Here is a 19,458-nt window from a genome sequence, read left to right on the forward strand (position 1 = left end):
TGTTTTTTTTATCAGTCATAGACTGATGAATACATCCTCAAATTCAGAGACTTTGCGGAGCTTGGAAAATTATTGTTTTTTCTCGTTAGTTATTTTTTTTATAATTTTTTCGAGCCAAGAAATATCTTCAAAATCAAGTTGAAACATTCTGGTAGGTACTCTAAATTCTTGTTTTACTAATGAGTCTTTGACTAAAGTTGTATAATGTGCTGTCCCGTCGGTAAAATTAACTTGTATATACCATTTTTCTCTATTTTCAATTTCAATGTATCGCATTATAGCTTTAAATAAAGGAATGTTCTCTTCGTTAAAATATGAAAAGCTATAAGTTTGAATACCATTTTTTAGATTGTGGGTAGAGCTTGTCCACCCCTGTCTTAAATTCAGTAATTTTTTCTTATTGAAGGGCTTTTTGTTGTCGTTTACAAATAGAGTGTGAATTATTTTTGAGTTTTTATATACAATTAATTTATACTCTATTTCATGTCCGAACCTGTCTTTGTATGAACCGATGTATAAATCAAATAAATCAGGTTTTTTGTTATCATCAAAATTTTTATTTTCTGGCTTAAAAATTTCAGAAGCAATAGGTAAGTAATTTATTGGAGCTGTAATTAGGCTAAATTTAGTTGGATTGTCAATGCGATTATTTTGCCAATATGGTTTTCTTGAAGTTATACAATGTCTTTCTTTGATATGTTTAAAACCAGTCCATTCATTACCATAAACAAGTATTAAACCGTTGCTTTGCGAAACACCTCTAATTGATAACTTATTAGAACCCACATGAAATAAATCTTTTCTAGAATAAATAGATTTCTTAGCTTCTGTATTTATCTGTTTAATATCATCTTCTGAGAATAATTCTTCATTCATATTATTTGTCTTAATATAGAAAATAATTAGAGATTTTATTAGCGTTAGAAATTTATTTTTCTAGCATTTCGTTTGATCTCTTCCCAAGTGAAAGAAGGTTCTTCTCCAGAATAATATTTTGCAGTAGCATCTTCTACAATTAACTTTTGTTCATTAGTCAATTGATATTCTGAATTGTCATCGCTAAAGACATCTTTTAAAAAATCTATAGTGCTTTGATCTTCTGTATGGATAATCTTTTCAATTAATGCCAGTTTATCCTTTTGTAAATTAGCGGATTGCATGATTTTTTAGTTTAGAATCGCTATTACAAATATAATCATATTCCCATTTTAATTCTTGTAATTAATATGTAAATTTGCGCACGCTATTTTTTTGACAACGATTTCATTAGATAGCGACTACTTATGGAAAACAGAAAAAAAGTGGCCTTTTATACCTTAGGCTGTAAACTAAATTTTTCAGAGACTTCGACCATTGCCCGTAACTTACAGGACGAAGGATTTGACCGCGTGGATTTTGAGGAAGTGGCTGATATGTATGTTATTAATACATGCTCAGTAACCGAAAATGCCGATAAACAATTCAAACAAGTGGTTCGCAAAGCGATGAAACTAAACAGCAATGCCTTTATTGCTGCGATGGGTTGTTATGCACAATTAAAACCGGAAGAATTGGCAAATGTGGATGGTGTAGATTTGGTTTTGGGAGCGACTGAAAAGTTCAAACTGAACGATTACATCAATGACTTGTCTAAAAATGATATTGGCGAAGTGCATTCCTGCGAGATTTCGGAAGCTGATTTTTACGTAGGCAGTTATTCTATTGGAGATCGAACGCGTGCCTTCCTGAAAGTGCAGGATGGTTGCGATTATAAGTGTACTTATTGTACGATTCCGCTAGCGCGTGGAATTTCACGTAGTGACGAACTGGAAAATGTATTGAAAAATGCATACGAAATTTCGAAGCAAAACATCAAGGAAATTGTGCTTACGGGTGTCAATATTGGTGATTACGGAAAAGGGGAATTTGGAAACAAAAAACACGAACATACGTTTTTAGAATTGGTTCAGGCTTTGGATGAAGTAGAAGGAATCGAAAGATTACGAATTTCATCTATCGAACCCAATTTACTGAAAAATGAAACGATTGAATTTGTTTCGAAAAGCAGAACTTTTGTACCACATTTTCATATTCCGCTACAATCAGGCAGCAATGAAATCCTGAAGTTGATGAAACGCCGTTATTTACGTGAAGTTTATACCGAAAGAGTGAATAAAATCCGTGAAGTGATGCCTCATGCCTGCATTGGTGTCGATGTGATTGTAGGTTTTCCGGGTGAAACGGATGAACATTTTTTAGAAACCTATCATTTTCTGAATGATTTGGATATTTCGTATTTACACGTTTTTACGTATTCTGAACGCGATAATACCGAAGCTGCTCTGATGGAAGGCGTAGTTCCGGGGAACGTTCGTGCTAAGAGAAGCAAAATGTTACGTAGTTTATCTGTTAAAAAACGCCGTGCGTTTTATGAAAGTCAGTTGGGAACCAGCAGAACGGTTTTATTCGAAAGTGAAAATAAAGAAGGCTATATTCATGGCTTTACTGAGAATTACGTAAAAGTAAAAACGCCATGGAATCCGGAATTAGTGAACACTTTACACGAAATAAACTTAACACATATAGACGAAGACGGAAGTGTGCGAATGGAATTTGTTTCGGCTTTAGTATAAAAAAATATACAAGTACATCTTTTAACCATTAAGAAAGGAAGAAATTTTTCTTCCTTTCTTAATGGTTTTTTATTGAAGTTAGTGGTCTGTTCCTAAATTAATAATTTTAAGGAATTGATATAATCAGTATCAAATTCAATAACTCTTATTTTGTCGGGATTAAAGCTTAATTCGCCTCCAAACTCGCCTCTGATGTCCAGAAAATCAATCGTAAGTTCTTCATTGTTCAGTTCAATCAATTTTCCTAAATAGGCAGACTTAGCTGATTTTTTTGCAATTTGGAAAACTCCGTATTTCTTATCAAGATAATGAATGATGGTATCTAAATCTCTGATCGGGATAATGTCTTCGGCGTTTGTTTTTACTCCTTTTAACCGAATCACTTTTTCGGTAAATTCAAGTTGTTCGTCTCTGTGAATGTTTGCGATATTCCTGTTTCTAAGGATTACAAATCCATCTAGTATGAAGTCAACAGGATTATTTCTTAATAAAATCCAATCATCCGAATAGTCAATAAGAAATCCGGTATAGAGTTCTTTTTTATCCTCAAATTCGATTGCGATTAATTGTCTTAAATAATGTTCCATTTCAATATATAATTATGGGTTTGTAGACCAGATACTGCTGTTTTTGATAAACACGCGACGGTTGAGTTTTAATTGTGCGATAATCAATTCGGCAATATCTTCGGATTGCATTACTTTTTCAGGGTTTCCGTCGGTCAGGTTTAAATCTTTCGCCATATCAGTAGCCACAGTACTTGGCGTTAAAGCGGTTACACGGATGTTGTGTTTGCGCATTTCCTGCATTAGAGAATCAGTTAAACCCAGAACAGCAAATTTAGAAGCACTGTAAGCACTGGTCAATGCATTTCCTGCTAATCCTGCTGTTGATGAAATATTGATGATGTCGCCCGTTTGTCTCTCGATCATATTAGGCAAAATGGCACGGGTCACATAATAAATCCCCATTAAATTCACCTGAATGATGCGTTCCCATTCGGTAGGTTCTAAATCTAAAAATTTACCAAAAGCGGCAATTCCGGCATTGTTGATAAGGATATCAATAGTTTTAAATTCGGCTAAGGCTTTTTCAATGGCTGTGTTTACAGATTCCATATTAGCCACATCAGCAGTTATCGCAATGGCTTTTACACCAAGAGTCTGTGCTTTCTGTGCAACAGCATCAATTTCTGATTGGGTACGGGCTACTAAGATTAAATTTACCCCTTCTTTTGCCAGGGCAATTGCAATTGCTTTTCCAATTCCTTTTCCTGCTCCTGTAATGAGTGCGTTTTTATTTTTCAAATCGTTCATTGCTGTTTTGTTTTCATTTGTTAAACAAATTTAAAGGTTTCGTTTTTTTTAAATGGTATTAAAAAGTTAAAAAAGGAGTGTCTTTAAATATGATAAGATTTTCTGAAAATTACGTAACAAAAAGTGAGATAAAAAGTATGAATTTTACAATTGGAAGGATTTGAGAAAATTCAAGACACATTACAAATTTTAACATCAGAATATGAAAAAGATAATCTTACTATTTATTGGTCTGGCTACCCTTTTATTTGTTGGCTGCAAAAAGCAGGAGAGCAAAGAAGCTGTCGAGGAAAAAGAAACTATTATGGAAACCATAGAAAGTCCCGTGCGTCACGAACCTAAGGAAAAAGTGGCGTACCAAATGGTAAATACCAAAGAATGGTTAGCAAAAAATAAAACCAATGAAGCCTACTTAAAATTAGTATACGCAGCAAACAGAACTGATGCAGCTAATTTAAAAAAAATGGATTCTATTATTGTTCCCAAAGACGGTAGTGGTGATATCGAATTTTACATGCCTTTTCCACTGGAAGTGAAGGCTTTGCAAGACATAAATAAGATTATTTTATTTTCATACCCTACACAAACTTTTGTTGCTTATGATAAAGGGCGTTTAGTGTATACGGGACCCACAAATATGGGAAGAGAAAAAGATCCAACTCCCACAGGTTTGTTTTTTACAAATTGGAAAGCAGAAGAAACTACCAGTACTTTTAATGATGAATGGATTTTAAAATGGAATTTTAATATCGAAAATAAACTGGGAGTGGGATTTCATCAATATACTTTACCGGGTTATCCGGCTTCGCATTCTTGTTTAAGATTACAGGAACAGGATGCCCGATATCTTTATGACTGGGCTGACGAATGGGTTCTTGAAGACAACGAAACCGTTAAGGTAAAAGGAACACCGGTAATTGTTTTTGGGAATTATGATTTTAAAGCGCCAAAACCCTGGTTGAAACTGGTAGATGATGCTGAAGCACTCGACATTTCGGAAGAAGAAGTCGCCAGAGTGGTGAAGCCTTTTAAAGACAGCATTATGAGTGAGCAAAAAAAGAGAGCCGCTTTGTAAATATTTATTTTAAATCAACTGTTAATTTATAAATAGCACTTTCAAGAACATCAGAATCTTTGTCTTCACACAGTAAAAACTGGATTTGATGCTCGGTTTTTGCATATACAGTTAGCCCTTCAAATTTATTTGTTGGGCTAATTTTTTTAGTGAAATCAATTTTCATAGTTTCTAAGTTTATACGTCCTATGATACTTCCTAATACTTCCCCATCATCATAAGTGGATTGGGAATTTTCGGCTGTGGCCAAAAAATAAATGGCATTATCTACTAATACGGCATCCGTAAAACTGGTACGGACTCCTTTTATCTTAGGTAATTTATAGTCATTAGCAAGTAAGCTGAATTCCTGATCCAGTTTTTTAGCATGAACACTAAGGAGTGTGTTTTTATTCGCAATTCCGTTACCGCGATTTAAAAAATACCAGTTTTCGCCATCGTGCATGATGCCTTCAATATTAAAGTCTTCCGGTTTTATGGAGGCAAAATTTTGCATTACTTCGTACAGATTACTTAAATCATTGGTAACGATTTTCTTTTTTTGTGCCAAATCAAATTCGATCATTTTGTTTCTGTTGGCAGTTGAACCAGAGCCAAATATATAAAGAGTATCCTGAAAAAGGGTTATGGCTTCAAAATCAGGTTTGTCTTTTTTGAGAATGTTTTCAGCAGGATTTGATGATAAAGCGTGACGTTTTAAATCATGAGAATCCATTTGGTATTCATATAAAAAATTGCTGTTGTCACTAATGATATACAGCGAATTATCTTTGTAGATTAATCCTGAAGCAGCGCCAATCCCGATGATGTGAAATAGTATTTCGAGTGTGAATTTTTCCATATATTTATTTTGAAAACAGATTGTATAGCCCGGGTAGCAGCGGTATCCTTTAGCTCCTTTCTTTAAGGAGCTAAAGATATAGCGAATAACCGGAAACAGCTCCTGATAAAGCTATTTAAAAGGCTAAAATTATAGTATTTATTCCTTATATTTGATAATATAAAGCTAAAATATTGCCTATGAAAGCCATTAATCCGGATGATTTTAAAGTAATTAAAGAGATTGATTTGTTACAAATTCCAACTAATTTGTTTAATGAAGCGAGTGATGATGCTAAAGAGGACAAGTTAGATGAGGTTCAGGCTAAGCTGAGTGCCTTGCAGGATGTGATGTATGCTCATAATCGCTACGGGGTTTTAATTTGTTTGCAAGGCATGGATACTTCTGGAAAAGACAGCTTAATCAGAGAAGTTTTTAAGGAGTTTAATCCTCGTGGAGTGGTGGTGCATAGTTTTAAAACACCAAATTCTACTGAGCTGGAGCATGATTATTTGTGGAGACATTATCTGGCTTTGCCTGAAAAAGGGAAATTTGCGGTTTTTAACCGGACACATTATGAGAATGTTTTAGTGACCAGAGTGCATCCGGAATACATCATGAATGAGAATTTGCCAGGAATTGAAAGTGTAGATGATATTACTCCTGAATTTTGGGAAAACAGAATGCAACAGATTAGAAATTTTGAAGAACACCTGACCCAAAACGGAACTATTGTCTTGAAATTTTATATGCATTTAAGCAAAGAAGAGCAACGTAAAAGGCTGTTAAGACGCTTAGAAAAAGAAGAACATCACTGGAAATTTTCGCCGGGAGACTTAAAAGAAAGAGACCGCTGGCAAGATTATATGAATTATTATCAGGAAGCAATAAATAAAACCAGTACTGAAAATGCGCCATGGTATGTAATTCCGGCAGATGATAAGGAAATGTCCCGCTATATTGTGGCAAAAATTATATGGGAAGAAATGCAAAAACATACCGATATCAAAGAACCCGAATTAGACGATAAGATCAAAATGAATTTTGCTATGTACAAAGAACAGCTGACTAAAGAATAAAAAAATACCTGATAACGTTGAAGCTATCAGGTATTTTTTTAGATACATTTTAAAATTTTATAGTTTAAAACCATAAGCCAGTCGAAGGGCTACCTGTCCAAAACCTTGTCCCGGAGTACCATCATTATTGATTGTTTTAAAATCAGAATAATGTTCGTAACGAGCTGAAATATCAATGTATTTAGTCGCATATCCAATTCCCGGAGCTAACAATAAAGAGGTTTGGTTGTAATTATTAGCTACTGAAAAAGCGGCTCCTGCTTCACCGGTTAAATAAAACTGGTCGTTCCATACAAAGGCTTTTAGACCTGCTTTGACAGGAATAAAACCTAAGTCTTTTCCATCGCTTTCGCTTACAAAGATGTGGTTATAACCTGTGGTTAAGGTTATCGAATACCTTTTAGTTAAATCATATTGCAGGCGAACATCACCACCGACAGCAGCTTTGTACGGATCTTCGGTGGAATAACCACCATTTAAGCCAAATCCTAAACGGAAGCCCTGGTCATATGAGGCTGTTTCCTGAGCTTTTGCTCCGTTAAAAGTAAATAATGCCAATGCAAAAAGAAAGGCAGCTGTAAATTTTTTTGTTGTTTTCATGATTCGAGGGGGTTTAATTATTTTTTCTTCATTTTATAAAAATCACCCATAATCAGGGTAGTTATAGAGCTAATAAACGATGGTTAGCTTTAAATGTTGTGCTGTTTTTTGCTTTTTTGTATTTATAAAACGGGAGCAATTGACTATCAATTAGCTAACGAATTTTTTTAACAGCATTTTTTTGTTGTATAAATATTGGGATTACACCTTGCTGTCGATTTACTTCTGCTTACCTTTGTCGCCTTAAAAAAATCAAAGTGACTCTAGCTACTTATATCAAAGAATTCTCCTATAATTTACGTTTGGCTTATCCTATCATTTTGGGAATGATTGGGCATACTGTTGTTGGAATTGTTGATAATGTAATGGTGGGAAAATTAGGTCCAACTGAATTAGCAGCGGTTTCATTAGCCAACAGTTTTATTTTTGTTGCCATGTCGTTAGGAATAGGTTTTTCGACCGCTATAACCCCTTTGGCTGCCGAGGCCGACGGTGAACAGAATATCCAAAAGGGCAGAAGCGTGTTTCATCATGGTTTGTATTTATGCTCTTTTTTAGGTTTTTTTCTGTTTGTATTGGTGTTTTTTGCCAAACAGCTTATCGTATTCATGGGACAGCCCGATAATGTGGTAGAATTGTCTCAGCCTTATCTTGATATTGTGGCATTTTCGTTAGTGCCGTTGATTCTTTTTCAGGGTTATAAACAATTTGCTGATGGAATGAGTGAAACCAAATATTCTATGTGGGCAACTATTTTAGGAAATGTGGTAAATGTGGTTTTGAATTACATTTTCATTTACGGAATTTGGATTTTTCCCGAATTAGGTATTGTGGGTGCCGCCATCGGGACCATTGTTTCCCGTTTTGTAATGTTGGGATATATGCATTACAAGATGAAGAAAAACGTTAAGTTTCATCCTTTTTTTGAGGGTTTTTCGTTTAAAAATATTCAGCGTGAAATCAATCTGAAAATCATACGCTTAGGTGCTCCTTCATCGATGCAAATGTTTTTTGAAGTAGGTTTATTTACTGCCGCGGTCTGGCTTTCGGGCCGATTAGGAATCGCTTATCAGGCGGCTAATCAGATTGCGTTGAGTCTGGCTTCCTTTACATTTATGTTTGCCATGGGATTAAGTGTTGCTGCCACTATCAGAATAGGAAATCAAAAAGGCTTAGGTGATTATAAAAAAATGAAAATTGTGGCTTTTTCTATCTTTTTACTGGCTATTTTATTAGAAATTTTCTTTGCCTTGTTTTTTGTTTTATTTCGTGAACAAATGCCGGTTTTGTTTGTAGATATGGATAATACAGCTGATTTAGCAGCCAATATGGAAGTAATAACTATAGCAGCTCAATTACTGCTAATTGCGGCTGTTTTCCAAATTTCAGATGGGATTCAGGCAGTAGTTTTAGGTGCATTGCGAGGTTTGCAGGATGCTAAAGTTCCTATGTATATTACCTTTGTAGCCTACTGGGTTGTGGGATTCCCGGTGTCCATTTATCTGGGTTTTTATACCGGTTTAAAAGCAGTGGGAATCTGGATTGGACTTTTGGCAGGATTAACTATGGCAGCTTTATTTTTGTATATTCGCTTTATCAGATTAACAAAACGATTAATCTTAGAGAAACATTAAAAACAAGAAATAATTGTCGTTTTTAAAATAGAAAACGGCAATTCAACAAATAAATCAAATTAATTACAGCATGGAATTACCTAAATTTTTACTTGGCGACAACACTGATTTTCCGGATGATATTTTTATCATTCATTTAGATTATCCAAGATTTATTATTAATCTGAAAGATGATGAAGTAGAATTTATGGAAGAAGCTGAAGATCTTGACGAAGCAGAATTAAATGCCGAAATGGAAGGATTAATCGAACAGGCCAATGCTTTCTATGACAGAGAAATGGAGCGTTACGAACAAGATTAGTCTTTAGAATTAAAATAAGTTTCAATTAATAACTGGGCGGCTGCAAAAGGTGAAGATTCATTATTTTGCACCGCTTTTTTAGTTTTTTCTAATAGATTTTGAATTTCAGTATTTCCGTAAAAATTTTGTTTTAATTGGTCGTTAATGGTTTCTAATAGCCAGAATTCATTTTGTTCCGCTCTTTTTTTGTCAAAATAAGTATTGCTTTTTGTGAGTTCGATATAGTCTGTAATCATCTGTTCTACCTGTGCTATTCCCTGATTATTTTTAGCACTACAGCTGGATACACTAGGAATCCATCCGGATTTTTTAGGAGGAAAAAAATGCAAAGCACGATTCAGTTCGGCTTTTGCTTGTTCGGTTTTATCGATATTGTCGCCATCTGATTTGTTAAATACAATAGCATCTGCAATTTCGATAACACCTCTTTTTATACCTTGTAATTCGTCACCAGCTCCTGAAATTTGTAACAATAAGAAAAAATCGACCATGCTGTGAACGGCAATCTCGTTTTGACCTACACCGACGGTTTCAATTATAATGACATCAAAACCGCCTGCTTCACAAAGTATAATAGTTTCTCTGGTTTTGCGAGCCACTCCGCCCAGTGTTTCTCCTGATGCTGATGGTCTGATATACGTATTAGGATCTTTCGATAATTCGTCCATTCTGGTTTTATCACCCAGAATACTTCCGTGCGAAATACTGCTGGTTGGGTCAATTGTTAAAACCGCTATTTTTTTACCCAGACTGCTTAGATGTTTCCCAAAAGCTTCGATGAAAGTGCTTTTTCCTGCTCCGGAAACTCCTGTAATACCTATCCGTACAGATTGGTTAGCATGAGGCAGGCAGGAATTGATAATCGCATTGGCTTTAGCAAAATGATTTTTATTGCTGCTTTCAATTACAGTAATAGCTCTGCTCAACGCACTAATATTTGCTGATAAAATTCCCACTACAAGTTCCTCGGCACTGGTTTGTGCCATCCGTGCCTGCTGAATTTTTTTCAACACAGCCGCATTAAAAATTTCAGAACTGTCCTGATTGTCGTTTGGGTTGGCTTTATTTTTTTTCAAAATACAGAATGCTTTTTGTAAAAATAATACATTTGGAGGGAAATCCAGCGTTGTTTTTTACCCCGAAGATTCACAAAGTAGACGCAAAGAAACACAAAGTTTTTTTAGTAAATCTGTGAAAATTTTTTGAATCTGTGGCTGAAATTTTAATCACAAAGTTTCGCAAAAAGGATGGTGTAATGTTTACAAAGCTTTCTTCTGTGTAATCAGTGGTAAAATATAACCGCAAAGATTCTCAAAACTCTCCAAGTTTTTTTAACAGCTGTGTTTGTCTTGTGATATTATGGATATGTTTATGATACTAGCAAATTAGTAAATATCTTTGCAGCATTATGATCAATATTATTCTAATTTTTGTCTATTTACTGGCAGGTGTTGCATTGCAACGTGTTAAATGGTTTCCTTCTGATAGTTATAAGCTGATAAATAAATTTGTTGTTTACTGCTGTCTTCCGGCTTTAGCACTGTATTATATTCCAAAAGTTCGTTGGGATAATGAATTACTCTATCTTATTGGTGTTACTTGGATCGGATTCACGATTGCCTTCTTTTTATTTCGTTTTTTAGGTAAAAAATATGGCTGGTCTAAAAAATTAACAGGTTGTTTGATTATAACTGCAGGCCTGGGAAATACTTCTTTTTTAGGATATCCTATCGTTAATGCATTGTATGGTTCTGATGGCTTAAAAATGGCAATCTTGGTCGATCAGCCGGGAACATTTGTAGTACTTTCTACTATTGCGGTAGTTGTGGCAACATTGTATTCTAAAGAAGCAACCAGCAGTGCTAAAATTGCTCAAAAAGTCCTGTTGTTCCCTCCTTTTATTTGTTTTTTAGTTGCATGTATGGCTAATATATTGGATTTGGATTTTCATGATTATCTGCAGTTTGCTTTTCAAAAATTAGGAAGTCTGCTCACTCCATTAGCGATGATTTCTGTTGGTTTACAATTGCATTTTGACAGCCGAAGCAAACATTGGAAATTTCTCTGGATTGGCTTAGCTTATAAGCTTTTAATCACTCCTGCCATACTATTTTTATTGTATGTTGTCATCCTGAAACAGAACTCCCTAATGATTCAGGTTGCTATTATCGAAGCCGCGATGGCACCCATGATTATGGCAAGTATTCTGGCTACTTCCCACGGATTAAAGCCCCGGTTAAGTAGTATGATGATTGGTTTTGGGATTCCCATTTCGTTTGTAACATTAGCTTTTTGGTATTTGGTTTTGCAGTTTATTTAAAGCTTTTTTTATCTTTTGAAAGTTTTAAAAAAAATAGGTGTTCCTGTATTTCTAAAAAAGAAAATAAACTGAACAAAAAATTATTGTTGCTTATCAAGGATAAATCATCAAGAATATAAAAGCAAATAAATTTACCAGTAGCACTACTCCGTAAACAATGTTTGACTTTCCTTTACTTAATGATAGCATAACGGTGAAAACAGATAATGCCAGTAGGACAATAGATTTAATGTCAAGACCTAGTATAATGGGCATGTCTAGCATTATACACACAATAGCAACGCTAGGAATAGTTAGTCCAATACTTGCCAAAGCCGAACCCAATGCAAGATTGATACTCGTTTGGAGTTTGTTTTTTCGGGCAGCGATGATAGCAGCAATGGCTTCGGGAAGTAAAATAATGGCCGCTATTACTACACCTACTAGTGTTTTGGGCAGATTATAACTTATAATGATACTTTCAATTGTAGGAGATAACGTTTTTGCTAATAACACAACAATTCCTAAGCTTACTATTAGAAATACAAGGCTAGTTATGAATATCTTGTTGTTAATCGGGAAGGGCACTGTTTTTTCCTCATTTTCATCTTCACCAATCGTTAGGAAATATTGTCGGTATCTTTTAGTTTGTGCAAACAAAAAAGAGGAATAAATAACGAGACAGGCTATAGAGGCAAATACAAGTTGTGGTATTGAATAATAACTACCAGAAACACTTTCAGTGAAAGTAGGAAACACTAATGTGAACACAATAATAGATACCAAAGAAACTAAACCAATTGTAACTGAAGAAGGAGAGAAGTTTTGCTCATAGTGTTTTAATGCACCAATAAAAAGACATAGTCCAATAATTCCGTTAAGAATTAACATGGTAGCAGCATATACAGTATCTCTTGCTAAAGAAGCTGCCGCAGGACCATCAGACAACATTAAGGATACAACAATAGAAACTTCAATAATAGTTATAGATATTGCCAGAATAATTGTTCCATAAGGCTCTCCAACTCTTTCGGCAATTATTTCAGAATGATGTACTGCCGACATTACACTAAATATAAGTAGGAAACTAGCAATAATTTGAAATATATTACTGCTTTCTATGAGTCCGCTAAAAAAAAGAACCCAAGAAAGTACAGGAATAATAATGGTCCATTGAAGTAATTTTTTCATTCTGATAAATTAAGATAGGTTAAACTATTTTGTAAAGAAATTAAACTTTGAGTCAGTTTCTTTGTTTTTTGTAATATATCATTTTTTTATAAAAAATAAAATAGAGTCATTTCTCTTTAACAAATATTTATTCTTATTAAAAAGGGCTATCGCTATTTTTTTGATTAACTTTATTCAAATTTAAAAATAGATATACAATGGCAACAATACGTTTAGGAGATACAGCTCCCGATTTTACAGCAGAAACAACACAGGGAACCATACATTTTCACGAATGGCTAGGCGATTCATGGGGTGTTTTATTTTCTCATCCTTCTGATTTTACACCCGTTTGTACTACCGAATTAGGAACAGTAGCCAATTATTTTCCTGAATTCCAAAAAAGAAATACCAAAGTTATTGCATTAAGCGTTGATGGATTAGAATCGCATGTCAACTGGATTAAAGATATTGAGGAAACTCAAAACACCACTTTACAATACCCAATTATTGCCGATGAAAACAAAGAAGTAGCTAATTTGTATGATATGATTCATCCTAATGCTAATGATACTTTCACGGTACGTTCCGTATTTGTTATTGGAGCAGATAAAAAAATCAAATTAATTTTGACCTATCCCGCTTCAACAGGAAGAAATTTTGACGAAATTCTACGTGTTATCGACAGTTTGCAATTAACGGCTAATTATAGTGTGGCTACACCAGCCAACTGGAAAGACGGTCAGGATGTGGTGATTTCTCCATCCATTAAAGACGAAGATATTCCTGCTAAGTTCCCAAAAGGATTCAACAGAATCAAATATTATTTAAGAATGACACCGCAGCCTAATAAATAATTTACGGTTTCATTCCAATACTGTAAGGAACTTGACTTCATATATTAAACGTTTGTAATTTACTAGGGTCTCCACCACAATGTATAATTACTTCTTTTATTATTTCATTTTGTAATTGATTACAAAATGACATTTTAGGTATTTTGTAACCTTTTAATTTATTGAGTTTTATATAACTCAATAGTAATATTGATGCAATTAAAATGATATAAATCATCACTTGAATTCCATTCCATTGTCTTGAAAAATAGTGTTTAAAGTTTATGAATCTAAAAAAGCGTTCAATATCCCAACGTCTTTTATAAATCTCTGTAATTTGTTCGGCTGTAAATTCATCTTCTGGTAAGTTGCTTAAAAAAAGTATTTTTTCTCCATCCGATTTTAACATTCCTTCCACTAATCTAAAAACTTGCTTGGTCTTTTTTCGATTACTATACAAATGAACTTTACTGTGTTTGACTAATTTAATCGACTCATTTTCTATATCTAACAAGGTTTCTTCACTATTTTTAGCAACTACATATTTAGATAATTTATAGATTCGGGTTACAAAATACTTTTGGTTTTCCGATAATTCAACCATCGTTTTTCGCTCCTTCATTCCTCTGTCAAAAACCGCAATATCTTTCTTGCTGGCAATGTGTTCTTCAAGAATATTTCCCAAACCCAAATCTTCGCTAATCATTTTTTGGTCTTGATGAAACTTCACATTAAATGGCAATCCATCAAAACCAATAGTGAATTTTATACTGTTTTTACCTTGTTCGCCTTTTTTGTTTTTCATCCCATTTTGCATTCCAAAATGCAACAACGATGCAGATAAACTGGTAATGGTCGAATCATATAAACTTAATTTAAGTTTGTCTTTTTCATTGAGTTTTTCTTGAAAAACAGCAACTGTATGATTGTACAATTTTTCAAAATAGGAAACATTTATTTTCCCTATTCTTTCTGCAATACTACTATGACTGACGCTTTTATTTTTAGGTATTTGAGCGTATTTGCAGAAAAAATGATTCTCATAAAAATTCTCAAAAACTCTAGAACTAGCTCTATTTTCATTTAAAACTCCAAAAACACAAAGTTTAAATAACTCTTTGCCTTTTAATTTCTTCACATTCCAATCAACCATTGTTTCTTGGGCGAAAAAATCAAGATGTTCCTCTGAAATGTAGCCTAATATTTCTTTTACCTCTGTTTTAATTCCCATGTATTCCCAATATTCATTCATATATTGGAAAATAAAAATAATACTTTTGTTTTAATAATAAAGTTCCTTACAGTATTGGTCAGAGACTTTGAGGAGCATCACAAAAAAACCATTAAAAAATCAAGTTTAAGAACAGCTCTTAAATTACCTTAATTTCTTAATGGTTTAAATATAAATTGTAAAATCTTAAGCCAATATAAATCGTCGAATTACCTCAGCCACACCGTGATCGTTATTAGAAGCTACAATTAAATCTCCTTTGTGTCTTAACTCAGGTTCTACATTATCGACCCAAACACCCAGACCGGCATATTCAATCATACTAAGATCATTTTCTGCGTTTCCTACTGCGATAATTTCACTCTGATGAATACCTAATTTTTCAGCCAGATATTTAACACTTGCTCCTTTATTGATTCCTGTTTGGGCGACTTCTAAAAAAAATGGCTTTGACATACAAACACTCAAATGAGGCATAGCGACTTTCAAATCTTTTTCTACTTCTTTTAGATAATTAGGTTCTTCCAGCAAAATACATTTTATTGCCGGTAATTGCACTCTTTCCTTAAAATCAGGTACCACTTCGTGTTTTAAACCTGTAATGTCTATTTCGATATCAATATACTCAGTACAGGTTTCGCTTATCACATTTCCGTCCAGATAAGTAATAATATGGGTTTTCTTGTATTGACTGTAATTATACAAATCATGAATTTGTTCCACAGTCAGATTCTGTTCAAAAATGACTTCATTACGTGTTAAATCAGTAATCACACCACCATTAAACGAAATCATATACGAATCCATCAATCCCAAATCCTTAGCATATTCAATCATCGCAGCTGTTGGGCGACCGGAAGCTAAAATAATTTTCACTCCTTTTTCTTTGGCTAAAGCCAACATGGCTCTGTTTTCATCCGAAATGATATGGTCGTCATTCAACAAGGTATCATCCATGTCCAGGACTAACATTTTGTATTTCATTTTTATTATTTCATATTAATATTTATAAAGCAGTCAGAGACTGGAATTCGCCTCCTCAAAGTTAAAAACTTTGCGGAGCAGGATTAGTTTTAAATCGGCTTTTGCCTGGTTATCTCAAAGGACTTGGATTGGTTTTTTCATTTTACCAATTCTCGATTTCCTTTTCTAAATCTTCAATTGTGGTATAGTTGCCAGAAGTAATTCGCTCATCAGCTTCCTTAACCATCAAAATGTACTCTTCTTTATCTACCGGATAACCATTAACAGTATGAGCTACAGCATCTTTGTCTAAAATTGTTTTTAGAGCCATTATTTTTTTAGTTTACTTTCATCATTTATATGAAGCAACCAATCTAATAATTCTATTTTTTTTGCAGCTATATCCATTTGAAAAATATTTAGAATAACAAATATACAACTATTAAATATTCAGTCTAAATTCCTCAATAACAGGATTGGCTTTAGCAAAATCAGTTTCCTGAATAAACAATTCTATTGCTGAACCTAAACTACCAAAACCTGCCAATCGCGCCGATTGAATATTGTCTTTTATAACCACATCCACACCTATTGCTTCTATTTTTTCTTTCAGAGCCAAAGCTAATATTTCACTCCCTGAAAACACCTTCATTAATCCCATATCTTTTTTTATTTATTTTTTACTCTTCTTCTCTGTCAGTTTCATCTTCATCATCCTGATCTTCGTCATCATATTCTTCCTCGTCATACTCCACATCTTCAAAATCAAATATTTCAGGTTCTTCCATCATCTTTTCAGCTAAAATTTCGATTCTTTCTGTCAGTTGGTCTGCAAAAATGATTCGTTGTGTTTTAGCAATACTACCCGAAATACGCATAATCTTTGTTTCGTGACGTAATTTCAACATTGGATCAGCATCATCAATAATGAACATTTTTAATCGGTTTACATTATAACCAGCCGACGAAAACATATCATTCAATTTGTTAGGAGTACCAATTAAAACGTCAATTCCGGTTGAAATATAATTTTTATCGTAGTCAGTATCGCCTTTATCATGAATCCCATAAACCTCAAGTTCGCTGTGTTTTCCATACTTTTCAAACAGAGCTACCATTTCTAAAACTTTAGCTTTATCTTCAACAATAATCAATGCTCTTGGCGATTCTTCATTGGCACCAATCAATCGCTGAATCACATTAATCACAATTGTCGTGGTTTTTCCCATTCCTTCAGGAGCAATAATAATACAATCAACACCGCTTTTTATTGTCGAAAAAGTCTCTTGTTGCAAGTCATTCGCTTCTGTTAAACCATTTTCAATTAAAGCTTGCTTTAAGGTTTCGTTTATTTTTTTTAATTTCATTTTTATAGTTTTTACACAAAGATTCGCTAGGTTTAAAAGAAGATTCGCTAAGTTTTAATTGTAATTCTTTTGCGTTGCTTTGTATTTCCTCGTTGTGAATCTTTGTGAAATAATTTATTTACTTGCAAACAGCTTCACATCATTTTCAGATATCTGGCTTCCGCCAAGGATAATCAAACGCTCTACCACATTGCGTAATTCGCGAATATTCCCCGTCCAGTCGTATTCCTGCAACAATTTAATGGCATCGTCCGAAAATTTCTTTACTGCAGTGCCTTGTTCGGAAGCAATTTTTTCGGCAAAATGAGTCACCAATAACGGAATATCTCCTCGTCGGTCATTCAGCGAAGGTACTTTAATTAAAATTACCGCTAACCGATGGTATAAATCTTCTCTGAAACGTCCCTCTTCGATTTCTTTTTTCAAATCTTTATTTGTAGCAGCAACAACACGTACATCCACTTTAATATCCTTGTCAGCACCCACTCTTGTAATCATACTTTCCTGCAAAGCACGCAACACTTTGGCCTGAGCCGAAAGACTCATATCTCCTATTTCATCTAAGAAAATGGTTCCTTTATCGGCCGCTTCAAACTTTCCTGCCCTATCCTTAACTGCCGAAGTAAAAGCGCCTTTCACATGGCCAAAAAGCTCACTTTCAATCAATTCAGACGGAATAGCAGCACAGTTCACTTCGATTAAAGGAAAACTCGCACGTTCACTTTTTTCATGCAACTGATGGGCTACCAGTTCTTTTCCGGTTCCGTTAGGACCTGTGACCAGAACACGGGCTTCCGTAGGTGCGACTTTATCAATCATCATTTTGATATGATTAATAGCTTCGCTTTCGCCAATCATTTCGTAGTTTTTGCTTACTTTTTTCTTTAAAATTTTATTTTCAACTACCAGTTGTTTTCGGTCTAAAGCATTGCGAACCGTGTTTAATAATCTGTTTAAATCAGGTGGTTTAGAAATATAATCAAAAGCTCCTAAACGCATGGCGTTAATTGCGGTTTCCATATCTCCATGGCCGGAAATCATCACTATCGGGATTTCAGACTTTATTTTTTTGACTTCTTCTAACAATTCAACACCATCCATTTTGGGCATTTTGATATCACATAACACCAAGTCGTAATCGTTATTTTTTATTTTTTCATAACCCGAAACACCATCTTCAGCTTCTTCGACCTGATAACTTTCATTTTCTTCAGAAAGAATTTTAGTCAGCACTCTTCTAATGGCAGCTTCGTCTTCTATAATTAATATTTTACTCATAGTTATTTTTTAATTTAATACCTCTGATTTACTCTTTTTGAGAATCAGCAGCTGTTTTGATAACGTGTACATCCAGTTGTGGAAACGATATTCTAATATTGTTTTTAGCAAATAAATCGTAGATTTTAAAACGTATCTGGCTTTGAATTCCCGGAGTCTGCATACCGTGATACACATAAAAATGGACTGCAAATTCTAAAGCCGAATCTCCAAATTCGTCAAAAGTTACATTGATTCTGCTGGTAGGCACAATTCCTTCTACTGAATCTACTGCTTCTAAAAGTACTTTTTCAACCAAACGAACATCACTTTCATAAGCTACTCTGACCGATACTTTCTCGCGATTACTGGCATTATTTTGTGTCCAGTTAAAAAGCGTATCTTCCATAAACTTATGGTTCGGAATCACCATTACACGATCATTTCTGGTAAACATAACAGTAGTACGCAATTTTATTTCCTGTACTTCACCTATTCTTCCATCTACTTCTATGATATCGCCTACATGCAAAGACTGATCCAGAATTATCAATATTCCGGAAATAATATCCTGAAAAAAGGTTTTTAAGGCAAAACCTAATCCAACAAATAAAGCTGCCGAAGCCGTTAAAAGTACATTGACATTTACGCCTGTAGCATTTAAAATCAATACAATTACAAACAGAAAAACAATATACCTGAAAACCTGAAAAACACTGTTAAATCGCTTTTTATCGTTAAGAGGAAGTTTGCGGCTAAATATTTTCTGAATTAATTTTAAAACAATGGAGGTGGCTGCAATGGCAATAATTATTAGTCCTACATCTAACAAAGAAATTTTTATATCCTTGCCGTTTATAAAATCATAGGAAACAAAATCAATAATATCCTGCCACAT

At 34.1% G+C, this 19,458-nt stretch carries 22 protein-coding genes; 7 read left to right on the plus strand and 15 right to left on the minus strand.

Going from position 1 to position 19,458, the window contains the following annotated elements; translation table 11 throughout:
• Nucleotides 1-69: 69 nt before the first annotated feature.
• A complete protein-coding gene (locus BUB89_RS00545; protein ID WP_073240819.1) occupies nucleotides 70-876 on the minus strand; it encodes a hypothetical protein in 807 nt (268 codons plus the stop codon).
• A 44-nt stretch (nucleotides 877-920) separates the two neighbouring features.
• Entirely contained in the window at nucleotides 921-1,160 is a 240-nt protein-coding gene (locus BUB89_RS00550; protein ID WP_073240821.1) for a hypothetical protein, read from the minus strand.
• Nucleotides 1,161-1,283: 123 nt separating this feature from the next.
• On the opposite strand from BUB89_RS00550, the gene mtaB reads away from it, so the two are divergent.
• Nucleotides 1,284-2,612: a tRNA (N(6)-L-threonylcarbamoyladenosine(37)-C(2))-methylthiotransferase MtaB gene (gene mtaB, locus BUB89_RS00555; protein WP_073240823.1), complete on the plus strand. Its 1,329-nt coding sequence runs from the start codon at nucleotides 1,284-1,286 to the stop codon at nucleotides 2,610-2,612.
• Nucleotides 2,613-2,704: 92 nt separating this feature from the next.
• Here mtaB and BUB89_RS00560 read toward each other — a convergent pair whose 3' ends face one another.
• Nucleotides 2,705-3,199, minus strand: coding sequence for a hypothetical protein (locus tag BUB89_RS00560; RefSeq protein WP_073240825.1), 495 nt, complete (start codon nucleotides 3,197-3,199; stop codon nucleotides 2,705-2,707).
• 12 nt (nucleotides 3,200-3,211) lie between these two features.
• Complete coding sequence (locus tag BUB89_RS00565; RefSeq protein WP_073240828.1) at nucleotides 3,212-3,928, minus strand: 3-ketoacyl-ACP reductase; 717 nt, start codon at nucleotides 3,926-3,928, stop codon at nucleotides 3,212-3,214.
• Between the two features lie 202 nt (nucleotides 3,929-4,130).
• Here BUB89_RS00565 and BUB89_RS00570 point away from each other — a divergent pair, with 202 nt between their 5' ends.
• Complete coding sequence (locus BUB89_RS00570; RefSeq protein ID WP_073240830.1) at nucleotides 4,131-5,003, plus strand: L,D-transpeptidase; 873 nt, start codon at nucleotides 4,131-4,133, stop codon at nucleotides 5,001-5,003.
• A 4-nt stretch (nucleotides 5,004-5,007) separates the two neighbouring features.
• On the opposite strand, the gene BUB89_RS00575 is transcribed toward BUB89_RS00570, so the two are convergent.
• Nucleotides 5,008-5,844: a DUF6929 family protein gene (locus tag BUB89_RS00575; RefSeq protein WP_073240832.1), complete on the minus strand. Its 837-nt coding sequence runs from the start codon at nucleotides 5,842-5,844 to the stop codon at nucleotides 5,008-5,010.
• A gap of 179 nt (nucleotides 5,845-6,023) precedes the next feature.
• Here BUB89_RS00575 and BUB89_RS00580 point away from each other — a divergent pair, with 179 nt between their 5' ends.
• Nucleotides 6,024-6,902 carry a PPK2 family polyphosphate kinase gene (locus tag BUB89_RS00580; RefSeq protein WP_073240834.1) on the plus strand — a complete coding sequence of 293 codons (879 nt, stop codon included), beginning with the start codon at nucleotides 6,024-6,026 and terminating at the stop codon, nucleotides 6,900-6,902.
• 57 nt (nucleotides 6,903-6,959) lie between these two features.
• Here BUB89_RS00580 and BUB89_RS00585 read toward each other — a convergent pair whose 3' ends face one another.
• The gene (locus BUB89_RS00585; RefSeq protein WP_073240836.1) at nucleotides 6,960-7,502 is read right to left on the minus strand and encodes a hypothetical protein; all 543 of its coding nucleotides are present in this window, start codon (nucleotides 7,500-7,502) and stop codon (nucleotides 6,960-6,962) included.
• A gap of 257 nt (nucleotides 7,503-7,759) precedes the next feature.
• Between BUB89_RS00585 and BUB89_RS00590 the strand changes: the two genes are divergently transcribed.
• Nucleotides 7,760-9,136 (plus strand): MATE family efflux transporter, encoded by a 1,377-nt coding sequence (locus tag BUB89_RS00590; RefSeq protein ID WP_073240838.1) that lies wholly within the window; start codon nucleotides 7,760-7,762, stop codon nucleotides 9,134-9,136.
• A 70-nt stretch (nucleotides 9,137-9,206) separates the two neighbouring features.
• Nucleotides 9,207-9,437: a hypothetical protein gene (locus tag BUB89_RS00595; protein WP_073240840.1), complete on the plus strand. Its 231-nt coding sequence runs from the start codon at nucleotides 9,207-9,209 to the stop codon at nucleotides 9,435-9,437.
• On the opposite strand, the gene meaB is transcribed toward BUB89_RS00595, so the two are convergent.
• Complete coding sequence (meaB, locus tag BUB89_RS00600) at nucleotides 9,434-10,513, minus strand: methylmalonyl Co-A mutase-associated GTPase MeaB (protein ID WP_234982493.1); 1,080 nt, start codon at nucleotides 10,511-10,513, stop codon at nucleotides 9,434-9,436. The genes BUB89_RS00595 and meaB overlap by 4 nt on opposite strands.
• 332 nt (nucleotides 10,514-10,845) lie before the next feature.
• On the opposite strand from meaB, the gene BUB89_RS00605 reads away from it, so the two are divergent.
• Entirely contained in the window at nucleotides 10,846-11,757 is a 912-nt protein-coding gene (locus tag BUB89_RS00605) for an AEC family transporter (protein ID WP_073240845.1), read from the plus strand.
• A gap of 93 nt (nucleotides 11,758-11,850) precedes the next feature.
• Here the strand turns inward: BUB89_RS00605 and BUB89_RS00610 are convergent, their stop codons facing one another.
• The gene (locus BUB89_RS00610; RefSeq protein WP_073240847.1) at nucleotides 11,851-12,927 is read right to left on the minus strand and encodes a calcium:cation antiporter; all 1,077 of its coding nucleotides are present in this window, start codon (nucleotides 12,925-12,927) and stop codon (nucleotides 11,851-11,853) included.
• Nucleotides 12,928-13,124: 197 nt separating this feature from the next.
• On the opposite strand from BUB89_RS00610, the gene BUB89_RS00615 reads away from it, so the two are divergent.
• Nucleotides 13,125-13,763 (plus strand): peroxiredoxin, encoded by a 639-nt coding sequence (locus BUB89_RS00615; protein WP_073240850.1) that lies wholly within the window; start codon nucleotides 13,125-13,127, stop codon nucleotides 13,761-13,763.
• Between the two features lie 37 nt (nucleotides 13,764-13,800).
• Here the strand turns inward: BUB89_RS00615 and BUB89_RS00620 are convergent, their stop codons facing one another.
• The 7 genes from BUB89_RS00620 to BUB89_RS00645 form a co-directional block, all read right to left on the minus strand.
• Entirely contained in the window at nucleotides 13,801-14,994 is a 1,194-nt protein-coding gene (locus tag BUB89_RS00620) for an IS4 family transposase (RefSeq protein ID WP_073240813.1), read from the minus strand.
• Between the two features lie 165 nt (nucleotides 14,995-15,159).
• The gene (locus BUB89_RS00625) at nucleotides 15,160-15,957 is read right to left on the minus strand and encodes a Cof-type HAD-IIB family hydrolase (RefSeq protein ID WP_073240853.1); all 798 of its coding nucleotides are present in this window, start codon (nucleotides 15,955-15,957) and stop codon (nucleotides 15,160-15,162) included.
• 142 nt (nucleotides 15,958-16,099) lie between these two features.
• On the minus strand, nucleotides 16,100-16,267 hold the full coding sequence (locus BUB89_RS18055; protein WP_159434564.1) for a hypothetical protein: 168 nt from the start codon (nucleotides 16,265-16,267) through the stop codon (nucleotides 16,100-16,102).
• A 111-nt stretch (nucleotides 16,268-16,378) separates the two neighbouring features.
• A complete protein-coding gene (locus BUB89_RS00630; protein WP_073240855.1) occupies nucleotides 16,379-16,597 on the minus strand; it encodes a putative signal transducing protein in 219 nt (72 codons plus the stop codon).
• Nucleotides 16,598-16,616: 19 nt separating this feature from the next.
• Nucleotides 16,617-17,303, minus strand: coding sequence for a DEAD/DEAH box helicase (locus BUB89_RS00635; RefSeq protein WP_073240857.1), 687 nt, complete (start codon nucleotides 17,301-17,303; stop codon nucleotides 16,617-16,619).
• A gap of 114 nt (nucleotides 17,304-17,417) precedes the next feature.
• Nucleotides 17,418-18,581 (minus strand): sigma-54-dependent transcriptional regulator, encoded by a 1,164-nt coding sequence (locus tag BUB89_RS00640; protein ID WP_073240859.1) that lies wholly within the window; start codon nucleotides 18,579-18,581, stop codon nucleotides 17,418-17,420.
• Nucleotides 18,582-18,609: 28 nt separating this feature from the next.
• Nucleotides 18,610-19,458 (minus strand): mechanosensitive ion channel family protein, encoded by an 849-nt coding sequence (locus BUB89_RS00645; protein ID WP_073240862.1) that lies wholly within the window; start codon nucleotides 19,456-19,458, stop codon nucleotides 18,610-18,612.

The sequence above is a fragment of the Flavobacterium flevense genome (assembly GCF_900142775.1).
Taxonomy (GTDB): domain Bacteria; phylum Bacteroidota; class Bacteroidia; order Flavobacteriales; family Flavobacteriaceae; genus Flavobacterium; species Flavobacterium flevense.